The 15,027-nt window shown below is 35.1% G+C and carries 11 protein-coding genes and 7 tRNA genes; 11 read left to right on the top strand and 7 right to left on the bottom strand.

Annotated elements, in window-relative coordinates:
* Window positions 1-3 precede the first annotated feature (3 nt).
* The gene (locus tag ACO05S_RS00830) at window positions 4-1,014 is read left to right on the top strand and encodes a YitT family protein (protein WP_421919656.1); all 1,011 of its coding nucleotides are present in this window, start codon (window positions 4-6) and stop codon (window positions 1,012-1,014) included.
* 9 nt (window positions 1,015-1,023) lie between these two features.
* Here the strand turns inward: ACO05S_RS00830 and ACO05S_RS00835 are convergent, their stop codons facing one another.
* Entirely contained in the window at window positions 1,024-1,752 is a 729-nt protein-coding gene (locus ACO05S_RS00835; RefSeq protein ID WP_421919657.1) for a hypothetical protein, read from the bottom strand.
* A 288-nt stretch (window positions 1,753-2,040) separates the two neighbouring features.
* Window positions 2,041-2,850, bottom strand: coding sequence for an SDR family oxidoreductase (locus ACO05S_RS00840; RefSeq protein WP_421919658.1), 810 nt, complete (start codon window positions 2,848-2,850; stop codon window positions 2,041-2,043).
* A 368-nt stretch (window positions 2,851-3,218) separates the two neighbouring features.
* Here ACO05S_RS00840 and ACO05S_RS00845 point away from each other — a divergent pair.
* The 7 genes from ACO05S_RS00845 (at window position 3,219) to ACO05S_RS00875 (ending at window position 3,953) form a co-directional block, all read left to right on the top strand.
* Window positions 3,219-3,291: transfer RNA gene (locus tag ACO05S_RS00845), tRNA-Lys, on the top strand.
* Between the two features lie 37 nt (window positions 3,292-3,328).
* A tRNA-Lys gene (locus ACO05S_RS00850) sits at window positions 3,329-3,401 on the top strand.
* 38 nt (window positions 3,402-3,439) lie between these two features.
* Window positions 3,440-3,512, top strand: a tRNA-Lys gene (locus ACO05S_RS00855).
* 38 nt (window positions 3,513-3,550) lie between these two features.
* Window positions 3,551-3,623 (top strand) — tRNA-Lys (locus tag ACO05S_RS00860).
* Between the two features lie 37 nt (window positions 3,624-3,660).
* Window positions 3,661-3,733 (top strand) — tRNA-Lys (locus tag ACO05S_RS00865).
* A gap of 37 nt (window positions 3,734-3,770) precedes the next feature.
* Window positions 3,771-3,843: transfer RNA gene (locus ACO05S_RS00870), tRNA-Lys, on the top strand.
* Between the two features lie 37 nt (window positions 3,844-3,880).
* Window positions 3,881-3,953 (top strand) — tRNA-Lys (locus ACO05S_RS00875).
* A 341-nt stretch (window positions 3,954-4,294) separates the two neighbouring features.
* On the opposite strand, the gene ACO05S_RS00880 is transcribed toward ACO05S_RS00875, so the two are convergent.
* Window positions 4,295-5,662, bottom strand: coding sequence for a thioredoxin-like domain-containing protein (locus tag ACO05S_RS00880; protein WP_421919659.1), 1,368 nt, complete (start codon window positions 5,660-5,662; stop codon window positions 4,295-4,297).
* A 152-nt stretch (window positions 5,663-5,814) separates the two neighbouring features.
* The gene (locus ACO05S_RS00885) at window positions 5,815-8,823 is read right to left on the bottom strand and encodes a hypothetical protein (protein ID WP_421919660.1); all 3,009 of its coding nucleotides are present in this window, start codon (window positions 8,821-8,823) and stop codon (window positions 5,815-5,817) included.
* A 279-nt stretch (window positions 8,824-9,102) separates the two neighbouring features.
* Here ACO05S_RS00885 and map point away from each other — a divergent pair, with 279 nt between their 5' ends.
* From map to ACO05S_RS00900, 3 genes are all read left to right on the top strand, one after another.
* Complete coding sequence (gene map / locus ACO05S_RS00890; RefSeq protein WP_421919661.1) at window positions 9,103-9,882, top strand: type I methionyl aminopeptidase; 780 nt, start codon at window positions 9,103-9,105, stop codon at window positions 9,880-9,882.
* A 119-nt stretch (window positions 9,883-10,001) separates the two neighbouring features.
* Window positions 10,002-10,697 (top strand): 2-C-methyl-D-erythritol 4-phosphate cytidylyltransferase, encoded by a 696-nt coding sequence (gene ispD / locus ACO05S_RS00895; RefSeq protein WP_421919662.1) that lies wholly within the window; start codon window positions 10,002-10,004, stop codon window positions 10,695-10,697.
* Between the two features lie 330 nt (window positions 10,698-11,027).
* Entirely contained in the window at window positions 11,028-11,936 is a 909-nt protein-coding gene (locus tag ACO05S_RS00900) for a hypothetical protein (protein ID WP_421919663.1), read from the top strand.
* A 449-nt stretch (window positions 11,937-12,385) separates the two neighbouring features.
* On the opposite strand, the gene ACO05S_RS00905 is transcribed toward ACO05S_RS00900, so the two are convergent.
* From ACO05S_RS00905 to ACO05S_RS00915, 3 genes are read right to left on the bottom strand one after another with little or no spacing between them, the layout of a single operon-like run.
* Complete coding sequence (locus ACO05S_RS00905; RefSeq protein ID WP_421919664.1) at window positions 12,386-13,348, bottom strand: glycosyltransferase family 9 protein; 963 nt, start codon at window positions 13,346-13,348, stop codon at window positions 12,386-12,388.
* A 40-nt stretch (window positions 13,349-13,388) separates the two neighbouring features.
* Entirely contained in the window at window positions 13,389-14,153 is a 765-nt protein-coding gene (locus tag ACO05S_RS00910; protein ID WP_421919665.1) for a hypothetical protein, read from the bottom strand.
* Complete coding sequence (locus ACO05S_RS00915) at window positions 14,150-14,683, bottom strand: NUDIX hydrolase (protein WP_421919666.1); 534 nt, start codon at window positions 14,681-14,683, stop codon at window positions 14,150-14,152. The genes ACO05S_RS00910 and ACO05S_RS00915 overlap by 4 nt, the downstream gene beginning before the upstream one ends.
* Window positions 14,684-15,027 lie beyond the last annotated feature (344 nt).

Genomic DNA, 15,027 nt, shown 5'->3' on the forward strand with positions numbered 1-15,027 from the left:
ACCTTGGCTTTTATACAGAAAGACACAATTTTCTCAGGAAAGTGGTTTTATAATTATTCATTGGTTATTACCGGAGCATTTATTATGGCTGCGGGCTTTGTATTTTTTATTGTTCCTCACAATTTGGTTCCAGGTAGTATTTACGGAATTGGAATTGTGATCAACAAATTAACTCAGGGACTATTTCCTCAAGGTTTGTTTGGTGTTTTAAATCCTGATGATTATTCCGGATTGTTTTCTTCTATTCTGTATCATTTTATGGATTACTCGAATGACTTGTTTCGAAAATTTGGGGGAGGAATACCAGTAGGAATTGCCAGTTTACTCATTAATGTGCCGATAAGTCTTATCGGAATTAAAGTATTAGGACCTCGTTTTGGTATCAAAACCTTTCTGTCGTTTATTTTATGTGCATTATTTATAGATACAATTACAGCTTGGTGGGGAGTAATTCCATTGGTTGATGATGTTTTGCTATCTTGTATTTTTGGAGGAATTTTAATTGGATTTGGGTTAGGATTAATACTTAAAGCAAGAGCCACTTCTGCTGGTTCGGATATTTTGGCAATGATTGTTGCTAAACTTTCAAAAACACCTCTTGGGCAAACTGTTATCTATATTGATTTTTTAATTGTTTTAAGTTGCTTATACATTAAAGCCGATTGGCAAATCCCACTATACTCGTTGGTTGTTTTATATATTACCGGAAAGGTTACTGATATTACCTTACAAGGATCTTCGTACGAAAAAGCACTCTTTATCATTTCGGACAAATACGAAGAAATTAAAACCAAGGTTATTGGTGATTTAAACCGAGGCGGTACATTTCTAAAAGGAACAGGAATGTACGATGGAGAAGAAAAAAATATGATCTTCATGGTTGTTAACCGCCGCGAATTATCGATGCTACAGGACTATATTCATTCAATCGATCCTAATGCATTTGTTACCGTGATGGAAACCAATGAAATTCTGGGAAAAGGCTTTAAATCACTAAAGGACAAGCCTGCTTAAGCAATATTGTTAAGATTGTTTTTTGAACTTAGAAAATATCTTTCGGGATTTGTCCGACTGCAATTCTTTAACTTGTTTTAATAGGAAATCGGAGCCTGAAATCGGAATATCTGCATTTCCAATTTTAAGAAACATCCTTAGTAAATCTCCATCCGTTTTAGGGATCTCGGTCAAATCCATTCGCGATAAGAAAAGTCGCAACTGCTCTTCTTCCTCAATGGTGGTAGTGCCTAAGTAATACTTAGATAGTAATTCATGACAACTAAATTCGTTCAAACACCCTAACGGGTCTACCTTATTGCGCATTAGTTTACGAGAACTTGAAAGAATCGAAATCACATTACTAATTCCAACTTCTACGATCACGGATATCTCTTCGATACTCAACCGTGCCAGTGATCTAAGGCATATTACTTCGGATTCTAAAGAGCTTAAATCTTTAAGAAGCAAACAAAATTTCTTTAACAAAGGATCCACCTCTTCTGATTGTTCAAAATCTGCAACAGAACACTGTGAAGACTGATTGCTCAAAGCCTTTATTCTGGCCAAAGAACCTGCAATTTTAAAAGCCTGATACAAATCTGTTAGATCCATATCTGATCTTTTCTCCCAACACTCTTCCATAGTTTTAGAAACAACCATCAGGGTTTCTTCATGGTTCTTTAAAATACAAAATACGTAGTAGTATATCTTATTCGCATTGGAAAAGATAAAAGCATTAAAATAAGATTTGTCCATTAGTCAAGTAGTAGTTTTTGTATCAAAGCGATACCTTTTTATAATTGGCGGTTATACCTCAAAATTTGGCAAATGTTACAAATACAGGGCAAAATTTTCTTGATAAAATAAAAAGGACAAAAGAAGGAATCTTATTTTGTGGTAATACTGATAAAATATCCAGGCATGAACATCTGATTTTTTGTATCAGATTTTTTTTCGAAATCAGATCAATAGAATTACGAGTTTAGGGCTTTTAGATTTTCAGAAAAAAGCGAGCATTATTATACTCGCTTAACAATGTGTTTTCTATTTCAAAGGTGAATTTGGTTCCTTAGCCATATGCTTATAGGTTAGTTTCTCTAACAAACTTGGGAACCATTTTTTCAACCAAACAGTTAGTTTGCCTTCCATAAAGGTCATAATCAGTTCTCTTTTTCTTTTCACCACGGCATTGGCTATTAATCTTGCACACTCCTCAGCACTCATCATTTTGTCCTCATCTCTGGGAGTTTCGCCTTGAGAAGAACCATCTGCCGTTAAAGCAACATTTCTTACGTTTGATGCAGTAAAACCTGGGGCTGCAACCAATACATGTACTCCTGTTTTTAGATTTTCAACTCGCAATGTGTCTAAAAACCCTCTAATTGCATATTTCGATGCTGAATATCCGGTACGTGCCGGCAATCCAATATATCCTGCAATTGAAATTACTCCAACCACCGAACCCATTGTTCTTGTAATGTGTGGCATGGCATATTTGGTACAATACACAGTCCCCCAAAAATTCACGTCCATTAATTGTTTAATCACCGATAAATCCAAATCGGCAAACATCGCTCGCATCGAAATGCCTGCATTATTAATCAATACATCAACAGCACCAAACCTTTCAACCGCTTTCTCAATCAAATTCTTACAATCACCCTCGATGCTTACATCCGTTTTTACCGATAGTACTTCGTTTCCTTTTACAAGGATTTCCTTTTCCACTTCTTTTAATTTTTCAGTATTTCTTGCGGCAAGTACAATTTTAGATCCGCGCGAAGCAAACTCGAATGCCAATGCTTTACCAATACCAGATGAAGCTCCGGTGATTACAACAATTTTATCATTCATAAGGAGTAACTATTAAGCAATTTTTTTTGTCCTAAAATGTGGACTTAAATAATGAATGACAAAATTAGAATTATTTTTTTACTGATATTGGCGAATAGGTAGATTTTTACACAATGAAACATCTATGTTTTTTCACTTGTTTTCGCATTAAAGTCAGACATTATCATAAGCAAAGAAAGAAGTTTTTAAGTGATTGTAATTTTTTTTCATTTTTTTTTCGGTTTTATATCAATTTACCAACCAATGATATAAAGTAAATAGCGCTTATTTCATGGCTTAAAAACCTAAAAATTCCGCCAAATTGAGTTTGCGATTTTAATTTAATCGCTCTATATTTGCATCGCTTTAAAAAACAAAGCACACAAGTTGATTCCTTAGCTCAGCTGGTAGAGCACAACACTTTTAATGTTGGGGTCCTGGGTTCGAACCCCAGAGGGATCACAAAAAGACAAGCAAAGTCTTTACAAAAAATCAGCACGATTCCTTAGCTCAGCTGGTAGAGCACAACACTTTTAATGTTGGGGTCCTGGGTTCGAACCCCAGAGGGATCACAAAAAGACAAGCAAAGTCTTCACAAAAAAATCAGCACGATTCCTTAGCTCAGCTGGTAGAGCACAACACTTTTAATGTTGGGGTCCTGGGTTCGAACCCCAGAGGGATCACAAAAAGACAAGCAAAGTCTTCACAAAAAAATCAGCACGATTCCTTAGCTCAGCTGGTAGAGCACAACACTTTTAATGTTGGGGTCCTGGGTTCGAACCCCAGAGGGATCACGAAAAGACAAGCAAAGTCTTTACAAAAAATCAGCACGATTCCTTAGCTCAGCTGGTAGAGCACAACACTTTTAATGTTGGGGTCCTGGGTTCGAACCCCAGAGGGATCACGAAAAGACAAGCAAAGTCTTTACAAAAAATCAGCACGATTCCTTAGCTCAGCTGGTAGAGCACAACACTTTTAATGTTGGGGTCCTGGGTTCGAACCCCAGAGGGATCACAAAAAGACAAGCAAAGTCTTTACAAAAAATCAGCACGATTCCTTAGCTCAGCTGGTAGAGCACAACACTTTTAATGTTGGGGTCCTGGGTTCGAACCCCAGAGGGATCACAAAAAAATGAGGTCGTCTCAAAATAAGATTTGAGGTGGCTTTTTTTTATTTGATTATTTTCTGTTTTGTTCCCAAATATTAGGTTCCCAAGAAGTCTTTGCAGTTTTTTAAACTGATCTGCGCCAAAATCACATCCTCCTTCGCATTTTATTGTCATACATTGACATTTTTAAGCTGATCTGCGCCAAAACATGCCAAATCTGCTCACTTTTAAGCTGTCCTGCGCGTTTTTTGTGCAATTCTTCGGACTTTTAACCCGTCCTGCGCGTTTTTATGTAGCCTGCGCGGGGGTTACAGAACTTTTTTCAGAAAACATGAGGTTACTGGTTGAGAACATTTATCATCTAAAAATCTCAGCCAACTTCTTCTCCAACTGGAAAAATGTTTGGGGCAAAGCAATGGTTTTTAGCGAAGAATCGATTAGGAACAAACTTGGAGTAACAAAGATATTGAGCTGATTGGCAACGCTGCCTTGCAATCCTTCGGTATCGCAGGAGTTAATCCAAGGATAATCGCCCATTAAAACGGTACTTTTCCAATAGTTTAAATTGCTATCAAGAGAAACAGCTACCACTTCCAAACCCATTTCTTTATAGAGGTAATACAATTCGGTAATTTGCGATAACATATCAATGCTGTGCTCACAACTGCCCGACCACACTATTAATAATGTAAGTTCGCTATTTACGTTGGTAAGGTTCTGGATTCGCTCATCCTGGGTATGATATAAAGGTATGTCGGGAACCTGCCAACCCTTTTTAATTGATTTAAAATTATTGATTCTTCTTTTTATTGTTTTGCTGTTAAGCATATACTCGCAGGTATTTAGCACACGATAGGCATCGCTAACAATGTGATATACCTCGCTGTAATCTTCCTCAGGAAATCGATTCATTAAATAGTTGGCCATATACTTTTGCGAGCCTGGATCGAGTTCGGTCAACCAAAACAAATTTCCGATTACTTCCTTTATCTTTCCATAGTTTTGATTCTCGATCAACTTATCCAGTTTATGAGCCTTTAAATATTTCGCAAATTTCTCATAATAAACAGGCGTTCCTGATAATAATGAATCTGAAAAAGCAAAATAGTCGAAAAAGTGCTTCAGGTAATACTCATCAGCCTTCTTGCCTTTTAGTTTAATGTCGGGAATCAACTCTTGTTGAGCCAGAGCAAAACGAGCCGACCAGGAATCGATATGTCCTCCCCATAAATCTTTTAATAAATTGCGTTTTGCTTTCTTTAGCTTTTTAAATTCTGAATATTTTTCCTTATACAGCGAATCTTTTTCGCTTAAAGCAATAAGCTCATCCCTCAGTGTAAGTATGGATTCATTCAATATCGAGAACTCGGATAAATAATACTGATACTCGTAGTTTTCGTCATTGTCGACAAACTGCAAATCGCCATTTTTTATATCTCCTGCCAATGCAAAAGAAAAGCTTCTTTTATGTATTCTTATATCTATACTCTCGCCTTTGTTTACCATTCTGTAAAAACCCGGCGATCCCTCCCAAGTAAACTCAACGATTCCATCCGAGTTTACTGTGGCACTATCAACAATAAAAACTCCACCATTATCGCCGGTTAGCAGCAAAAACTGCTCTCCAGTATAATCCGACATTTCTCCTTTAAGTGTCATTTTATCCTGTGCAAAGCTTATGCTTGTGCATAATAAAAATATGATTGTAAGTAGATTTTTATTCATCTGCTTGTAATTTCTTTCCATTTGTATGATTAGCGTGTAGGTTTAATAATTATTTTAATCTTGCTCGTTTCGTATTATACCATTTTTTATGAAATGATTTAAGTGCAAACACCGCGAGGGTAAAAAACCACCAACGGGGTTTAGCAAAATTATTAATAGGCTGCAATATTAAACGAAATCAGAAAATCGGCAAACATACTTTTCGATTGATTTTCGTATCCTATACGAACACCGAAATCAACCGGTGCCGAAAATCTTAAAACATGAAGATCTGTTTTTAACTCCAGGCCGCCCGATAGGTAATTGTCTTTAAACTGGAAAACATTCTCATCAATTTCTACTCTTAAATCTTGATGTCCATAATCGACAAAGGCATTCATTTTTATTCGCTTAAAATAAGCCAATGGGCCTAGGTTCCAATCGGGATAAAACAGTGGCATTGCATAATCGGCGCCTAATGTAACAATGTGCTTTCCGTATAAGTCGAACATCCCTCTGGGACTTTTAATCATATTAGAAAATCGGGAATTATTTAAGGATCTATATTGATATCCCCCATATAATTTAATGCCATGATGTTTTACCAAACCCGGAAAATACAAGTGTCCTTCGGCCGACCAGGTGTTTCCCAAATCTGTATCTCCAAAAGGAGTATTTCTGTAGTTGAGTTCGAGAATTTGAGCCCATTGGTATTGCACATCTCTGGGTGCTGTTTTTGCGATGTTATATCCAAAAAGTTGGTATTCCATTACCTCTTGAGTAAATGATTCGTCAGCAAACTTATAATCGCCCAAGCCAAGAGAATTATTTTGAGTTGTTGCCAGAGCTTTGGTATTTAAATCAGCAAATTTTACAATGTTGTATGTAAATTTTGGTATTAACATTCGAGTATACTGTCCCGATGACAAATTAAATGGCAAACTAATACTATTCTCCCATTCCCACTGTTTCCAATCGGTATCAACCAAAACCGTGTCTGTTTGAACGGGTTCGATTCTTTGGGCCAAAGTTGCATACCTATTGCTTCTATCACCTATTGTAAATTTTGAATCAAAAACCGGAAACCATCCCTGATAGGAAATATTTGCATAAAACTGCCCGTTATCGAATCCTTCCTCTTTTTTGTATCCAACCGTAGTCATTAAGGTGCTCAACTTGTTCTGACTTGCAAATGAAATTCCAACATCTGTTTTTTCATCAATCCCATCGATAAACACTGGAGCCCAAGAGTGAAAATTAAACAGGTGAGTCAGCTTCGAGTAGTTTTTCACTTCGAATCGATCCAATTGGGTAGTATCAGGATTCAACTCTCCTTCCTGTTGTTTTGATAATTCTTCTGCCAAAGGATATTTGTAAAATTCACCACTCCATTCCTTCCATTTTTTGCTGTCAATTTTAGTTTTTGCAATAAGATATCCATCGGAGGTATAATCGGAATAATACAAGTTTTGATTTGCGTCGACCGAAGCATCTCTGGCTCCAAATCTTGATGAAGTAACTTGATATATTTTATTTGATTTTATGTGCAAGGTAAAAACATTATCAATTCCTGTAAAGGAAGCATTAAAATAAATAAAATCATCGCTTACCATTGGACAAGACATATCAGCATATCCTGAACTAAAAAGTACTTCCTTTTGTTGATTTTTGAGATTTAGTTTTATCAAATGTTTGCCTTTGCTGTTAAGCTGTATCAAAACAATGTTTTCCTTATCAATAAACTTAGGCGTTTGGTAATACTCTAATTTAGTGGATAAAATTCTTTGTTCGATTTTACCTGATTTTGCATCTATCACCACCAAGCTATTATCGCCTTTATTATCGGTAGCTACAGCAACAATTTTTGTAGCGTTTTGGTTAAATGATGGCGAAAACATTGACTTTTTAAAATGAAAAACCCTCTTTTTATTTGTCTCAACATTATAGCTTACAATAACACTCTTGTCTGCGTGATCCCAACGAACATTTTGCTTAAACTCTGCCCATAAAAGTTGATCCTGATTAAAATCAAAATATGTATTCGGCAGAAATCCGGGAGTAAATAGCTTTTGTGTTGTTCCATTTGGATCAATCCTTTCGAAAAGTAATGCATCTGATAATCCTTGTTTTAAATATATGACTTCTCCGCTCATCGTGCTTTTGGGAAATCGCTTGTTGGTATAGTATTTCTCTCGTTTGCTTAGCAATTGAAAAGCTGATTTTTCGAGCTTGGCATCCTCTTCATTCCAATTCCAAATCAACTCTTGCATTGTGTCGTAATATAGCATCAGTTTACCATCAGCATATTTATTTGCTTTTTTTACAGCTTCGAAATCAATGTTTTCAGAATTGTACTTTTCCTCTAGTTCTTTATAAACCTGATTTCTTTTTGCATTCAAGCTTTTTTTAATTCCATTAGAAAAAGGAACAATTCCCATTGGATTTCGAGCCACCTTATTTAGTGTATTATTCCAGATTTCATCTCCATAATTAATTCTGGCCTTACCAACCAAATAATATCCCAATTTGTATCTATCGGTAACATAATCTTTGTAAGATCCATTTACAGCTTTATCGTATGAATACTTGCCTTTCTCAATCAGTTGAGCTTTTAACTCTTGCTGAAACTGCGGCAATCTTCCTCTACCCGATTGTCCCATAGCAGTTTCCATACTCACAGCATCACCCTCTAAAAACCAGGGAGGCAGATATAAACCAACTACAATTGCAGTAGCCTGCTGCCCAAAGATGTAATTTAATACTCTGGTAAATCCTTGCTCCAGTTTATCCAATTGTACAACATGTCGGTATTCATGAGTTGAAAGATGATCGAACCATAGCTGAGCATCATTATCTTGCGCAGATGTTGTATACAATTCCACTCGTTTGGGAGCCCAGGCCACCATTCCATTGGATGTTGCACTATGAGAATGAAGTATTACCGAAAATTTCTTTGGTTTCCTTTTAAGACTTTGTCCACCTTTTTTTAGCAGATCTTCGAATAGAGTGGCCACATAACGTGCGTTAAACTCTGCTTCTTCCGGAAAGATAATTTGAAAATCTTTGGTATTAATCTGCTTCCATTTTATAGAAGTCGGATCCTGACCTGTATTGAAATATTGAGTATATCCTGATAGAAACAATAGAATTAAAATTACCGATAATGCCAACTTTTTAATCATGAGCCATCTTTTTAAATTAAACGCCTTAAAATACCAAACTAATACAGTCTAAACAAAATTAATTTAAGCTTGTTTATAGTTAGTGCTTATATCAGCATTAAGAGAAACTGCGATAAGTGCTTGTTCTCTAACTTTCTTATCAAGCACTTGTAAGAATAAGTACTTTTATTTTATAGACTAATTTGAATAGCCATTATTCTATTTGCAAAAGTCGTTTTCAATACAGACCTTTGCCCCCTTAATGAAATTGATTAATTGAATCTGAATAGATTTTAAATTATGGGTAAAATTAAAATCAAAACACCAGAGCAGATTGAAGGAATAAGAAAAAGTTCTCAATTGGCCGGTAACACATTAAAATATATAAGCAATTACGTAGAGGAAGGTGTATCAACACTGAAACTTGATCAATTGATTGAAGAGTACATTCGCGACAATGGAGCAATTCCGGCGCCATTAAATTACCACGGCTTTCCAAAATCATGTTGTATCTCGTTAAACGATGTCATCTGCCATGGGATTCCTGATGAAAAAACCATTTTAAAGGAAGGTGATATTCTAAATATTGATGTTACTACCATTTTAGATGGTTATTATGGTGATACCAGTACCATGTTTACCATTGGTGATATTACCGACGAGGCAGCCAAATTGGTTGAAGATACGGAGCATGCCATGTATTTAGGTATTGAACAAGTTCGTCCGGGCAACTACTTCGGAAATATTGGTTTTATGATTGGGCGATATGCTCAAGCAAAGAAATACAGCGTTGTTTATGAATTCTGTGGACATGGTATTGGTATTGATTTTCATGAAGATCCGCAAGTTGAGCACATTGCTCCAAAAAATTCAGGCCCAAAAATGAAGGAAGGCATGATTTTTACCATTGAACCAATGATCAACCTTGGTAAGGCGCGAGCTATTGTTGATGAAAAAGATGGCTGGACTGCCAGAACTGTTGACAACAAACTATCAGCTCAGTTCGAACATACCATTTTGGTAACAAAAGATGGATATGATATTTTAACTGATGTTGGTGATTACGAAATCTTCAGATAAAGATAATTTTCCACTTATTGGAATATTAACCGTCTTCAATAAAATTTGAGACGGTTATTTTTTTCAGTTTCGCAAGGAAAAAATTTGTATTAATTTAGCTCATCACTAAACTTAAAACTATGAAAAAGGTTGCAGTTCTATTGGCAGGTGGAAGCGGAAAAAGAATGGGAAGTACTCTCCCAAAGCAATTCCTTACAATTGGAGATAAACCAATTATTCAACATAGCATCGAAGCATTCGATAATCACGAAGGTATAGATGAGATTTGTGTAGTAATTCATGCCGACTACCATGAGGAAATTAATGATTTAATCTCAGAAAACAATTATTCAAAAGTACGGTACATATTAAGTGGTGGCAAGGAAAGAAGTGATTCTAGTTTGGCTGCAATTAAGGCTTATGAACGCGAACAAAACGTATACCTTATATTTCATGATGCAGTACGACCATTTGTTTCCAGTCGTATTATTAGTGATGTGATTGCTGAATTAAAATCAGGAAAATCTGTTGCAGTTGCAATTCCAACAACAGATACAATATTCTTTTTAAACCAGAACGAAACCATAGAATCTGTTCCTGATCGTAATTTATTACGACGTGCACAAACCCCTCAGGCATTCTCATACAAAATCATTAAAAGCGCTTACGATGTGGCAACAAGCGATCCTGATTTTGTTGCAACGGATGATTGCGGCGTGGTATTGAAATATCTACCGCAGGAACCCATTCATATTGTGGAAGGTGATGAATCAAACATTAAAATTACCTTTGAACAGGATTTGTTGCAAGGGGCGCAGATTGTTGAGAAGAAGTAAAGATGATCTAAAACCTTAGACATTGCTTTTACCAAAATAATGTACCTTTGCACGCGATAAGAAATAGCTATTCATAAAAGCGTGCTTCAAAATGACTTCTATAGCTGAGTTTTTTTTATTACAATGAAATGTCATTTTATAAGCTTCTGTTTATATGCGAAAAAAAGACAATATTAAATTGATAACAGATACTAACATGAAGAATACCAAAATAGCTCTTCTTATCACTACTTACAACAGCCCTAACTTTTTAGACTTGGTTTATAGAAGATTAGACAATATGCTACAACTACATTTCTAGAATTGTAATAAATAAAAAGATAAAATAATATGAAAGTATGCGGTTTTACCATTGTGAAAAATGCTATTAAATTTGATTATCCTGTTGTTGAAGCAATAAAATCGGCTTTACCTTTGGTTGATAAATTTATTGTTGCCTTAGGTGATAGTGATGACAATACTGAAGAGTTAATTCGAAGTATAAACTCTGATAAAATTGAATACCAACATTCAATTTGGCCTACAAATAATAAAAATGGAAATTTTCTTGGTGATGAAACAAATAAAGCTTTAGATCAAATTAGTGATGAGTATACATGGTGTTTGTATCTTCAATCAGATGAAGTTTTACACGAAGAAGATTATCCTGTTATTAAAGCAGCCATGGAGAAATACGAAGATAATCTTGAAGTAGATGGATTTCTATTTAATTGGAAGCACTTTTGGGGAAATTACAATTATTTGGCATATGGTCGGAAATGGTATCGCAGAGATATGCGCATTATAAGGAATAATAAAAAAGTGCGTTCATGGCATGATGCACAAGGCTTTCGTAAATCGGATGGAGAAAAACCTACTGGAGTTCCTTTAGATGCTTTTATATATCATTATGGCTGGGTACGTTCTCCCAATCTAATGAAAAAGAAAGTTAATAATTCTTTATGGAATAAGAGATTTTGGGGTAAAGGTGAAGTGCAAGAAGATGAGTTCGATTTTGGAAGAGATTATGATTGTGTTGTGCCTTACAAAGGACATCATCCTAAAGTTATGAGAGAGAGAATGAAGCATATAAATTGGGATGTTTCTATTAATCCTCGCATTAAAAATTATAAGCTTAAAGAGAGAGTGTTAATGTGGTTTGAAAGACTTACAGGGCATCGACTTTTTGAAAATCAACACTTTCATGTTTTTGGAAAAGGGAAAAGATCTTCTAATTTTTGGGATGAGCCTATATTCTAACCCAAGTTACTAATTGCGAAGAAGGCTGTCCACATAACATTTTGGACAGTCTATTTAATTGGCATAAATACTTTTTCGAAATAATTATATTTAAACAAGCTGTAAATCCTTTTTAAATAGTGATAGGTGATAATGGCTCTATGGAAGACACCTAGGAGTTAATTGATTCTTATCGAGATAAATTCCCATTTAAAATCAAACATGTTTGGCAAGAAGATGACGGCTTTCAAAGATGTAGAATTTTAAATAAAGTAATTGTAAAAGGAAGTGCAGATCATATGTATACCCTTCGGCTGCTATCAAACATAGATCGTATTCTTTTTAATAATTAACGTGAGTTCGAATTAGCATCTAATCATTCATTAAATACCCTACCCTAATGATTTGCCTGTTTCACCTAATCGGTGACAGTAGTATCTTCTTTATAGTCTGTTTAACTCAAACCTCTTCTACTGAAGCATTAACTCCAGTTGATCTATAATTGCGTCGGGCTTAATCTGACCAATAAACTCATCATCATTAATTAAGTTATTTTCATTCTTAAGATACCGTCCGAAATTAACTTTGGGTTGAACGGTGCAGAATGGACTTGTAGATTTTCCAAGAAGAACAATAAATGGCACATTACAAGTAGCTGCAATATGCATCCCCGAAGAGTCAATTGTTATTAAAATCTTGGCGGATTTAATTAAACCAACATGTGTAGCTATATCTGTTTTACCAGAAAAATTTCTGATGTAACTTTTGTCTCGATCGGATAGTTTTGAGAAATACTCCTTATTCCTTTCAGCATCCTTATCATCTCCAACTAAAATTAAGTTGTAAGTTCTTCGCTCTATTAATTTCTGAATAAGCTCCCATGATAAATCTTTCGGATAAGCGCGATTCTTTTGAGTATCATTCCCCAGACTTAAAGCTATAAGTGGTAGGTTATTTTCGAAATCGGTGATTTCCTTTACTTCATCACCCCATATTTTCATAGAAGGTAGCTTTCGAAACTTATTATCTAAATAATGATTTACCAAACCTGCGAACCGATTTACGTAATGAATACTTCTGTCCAGTTTTATTGAATGATTAAGCAGAATACCTCGTAAATCATTTTTATAACCAACCAAAGATCGTATTCTGCATGCTCTATAAATGATAGCATTTGCCAAACTATTCTGAAACAAAAAACCCAAATCGTATTTTTCTTTTCTAATTTCTCTTATTAACTGCGCTGTTTTTAACAACCTATTCCCACCATTTTTTGTATGATCAATCACTATTTTCTCGAGATTAGGAAAATTTATGAATATATCTTTAGCAGGATCTTTACAAACAAAAGTAAACTTTGCATTAGGATAATTCGTCAACAACAGTTGAATGGCCGGTGTGGCCATTATTGAATCACCCAAAAAATTTGGCATTCTAATAATAATCTTATTTATATTATTTCGTGGTTTACCCCTAATCATTGTTCTTTTTTGAATTTCTTAACTTGGCTTTTAATTCAAGCTTTCTGTTAATTTTGGCCTTGTGCTCCTTATCAAATTGAATTAATAAGCTTGCAGCCTCATCTTCATCTTTATTATTTAATCGAGCATATTCTCTTGCTACCACATCCAGTTCATCTTCCTTAGCCCATATTTGAGAAAAATTCCTGAGTCCTTTTAAATAAGGCATTTTTTCAAATCTCATGCGATTGATATCTACAACACTAAAACCATATCCATCTTTTTCCTTAGAGATTAAAATGTTTCCTCGTGAATAATCCAGATGATGAATGCCATTTTTATGCAATTTGTGATAAGTGTATTCTGCAAATTTTCTGAGTATATTGTCCTTATCGTTAAAATCAAATCCGATTAAATCGCGGATGGTAAAGTCATAATCGTGATGAATACTTACATAGAAGCTACTATTGAATAAACCATTTTTAAGTGTTTCAACACAAGCAACAGGTTCGGGCGTATCAGCTCCTAAATCGATCATTCTCATTGCATATTGGAACGAATGCTTTGCTTTTGAGCCTCGCAACCATGCATAGGCTATTTTATTAATTAAATGCGGAATTTTAAAGGACTTGACATTCAATTTAATTCCTTCGCAATTGAATACTTTTATTTCATTTCTACCCTTGTAAATAGATTCGCCCGACTTATCGAAATTTTGTGGCAGATTTCTAACAAAGCTTTCTATTTTGCTATACTTTGGATTGATTAATACTCTCATTGTTGATTTAATTTTACAAAAGCTTTTACGATTTCCTTCATCGAATCGGATCCTATCTCGTTCATCGGAATGGCTTCCTGTTTAAAAAACTCGAAGTTGGAAATGTCATCTCTTGCAAGTATACTTTGAAAAGAATCAATTTGGCAGATGAAAGCCAAATCGGTTGTAAAAACCGACAATCCTCCAAAAATGTATTCATTAGGAAATGACATGAAATATTTCATCTCCTTAATTTCCAGATTTAATTCCTCATTTATTTCTCTTTGCATGGCACACTCTGCCGTTTCCATTACATCAACAAACCCTCCGGGTAAATCGAGCATTCCGGATTGCGGCTCAATTGCTCTTCTGGTTAGTAATAACTCTCCTTTTTGATTTACAATTAAAGCTGCTACAGCTGCTGCCGAATTAATGTACAAATGAAACTTGCATCTGTCGCATAAAAATGAATTATCCAACTGGTAATGAAAATCGACGCTACCACACTTGGGACAATACTTTATAACTTTTTGCGGAAATGTTGGACTCATAATTGGATTAATTACTATAAAACAACTTGTTATTAATATCATTCAGCTGTTGGTTGCACAAGCTTGCTTGAACGAAGGAAAACAAAGAATTGCAAAACTAACATATTATTGTTTGATTAGCAATAATAGGTGTTTAATTTTGAATAAAATCAGTGATCAAAACTCATAAAGAATTACGGTCAAGTTTATTTGGATTAATCCCAAATTAAAACTTAAATCGTTTGCGGTGCTTTGTATATATCAAAAACTTATTACTTTTAGTGCCGAAGCAAATAACAATGGGTAAGGCCAAGCTCAATAGTTGTATTTCCTGACTGCAGAAAGCAGCTTGTATCTTATTCAGA

The organism is Marinifilum sp., from assembly GCF_965230805.1.
Lineage (GTDB): Bacteria > Bacteroidota > Bacteroidia > Bacteroidales > Marinifilaceae > Marinifilum.

What these genes read in the sequence shown, in the direction of transcription:
- ACO05S_RS00835 (WP_421919657.1), bottom strand. Translation starts at nt 1,752, where the DNA reads ATGGACAAATCTTATTTTAATGCTTTTATCTTTTCCAATGCGAATAAG.
- ACO05S_RS00840 (WP_421919658.1), bottom strand. Translation starts at nt 2,850, where the DNA reads ATGAATGATAAAATTGTTGTAATCACCGGAGCTTCATCTGGTATTGGT.
- ACO05S_RS00880 (WP_421919659.1), bottom strand. Translation starts at nt 5,662, where the DNA reads ATGAATAAAAATCTACTTACAATCATATTTTTATTATGCACAAGCATA.
- ACO05S_RS00885 (WP_421919660.1), bottom strand. Translation starts at nt 8,823, where the DNA reads ATGATTAAAAAGTTGGCATTATCGGTAATTTTAATTCTATTGTTTCTA.
- map (WP_421919661.1), top strand. Translation starts at nt 9,103, where the DNA reads ATGGGTAAAATTAAAATCAAAACACCAGAGCAGATTGAAGGAATAAGA.
- ispD (WP_421919662.1), top strand. Translation starts at nt 10,002, where the DNA reads ATGAAAAAGGTTGCAGTTCTATTGGCAGGTGGAAGCGGAAAAAGAATG.
- ACO05S_RS00900 (WP_421919663.1), top strand. Translation starts at nt 11,028, where the DNA reads ATGAAAGTATGCGGTTTTACCATTGTGAAAAATGCTATTAAATTTGAT.
- ACO05S_RS00905 (WP_421919664.1), bottom strand. Translation starts at nt 13,348, where the DNA reads ATGCCAAATTTTTTGGGTGATTCAATAATGGCCACACCGGCCATTCAA.
- ACO05S_RS00910 (WP_421919665.1), bottom strand. Translation starts at nt 14,153, where the DNA reads ATGAGAGTATTAATCAATCCAAAGTATAGCAAAATAGAAAGCTTTGTT.
- ACO05S_RS00915 (WP_421919666.1), bottom strand. Translation starts at nt 14,683, where the DNA reads ATGAGTCCAACATTTCCGCAAAAAGTTATAAAGTATTGTCCCAAGTGT.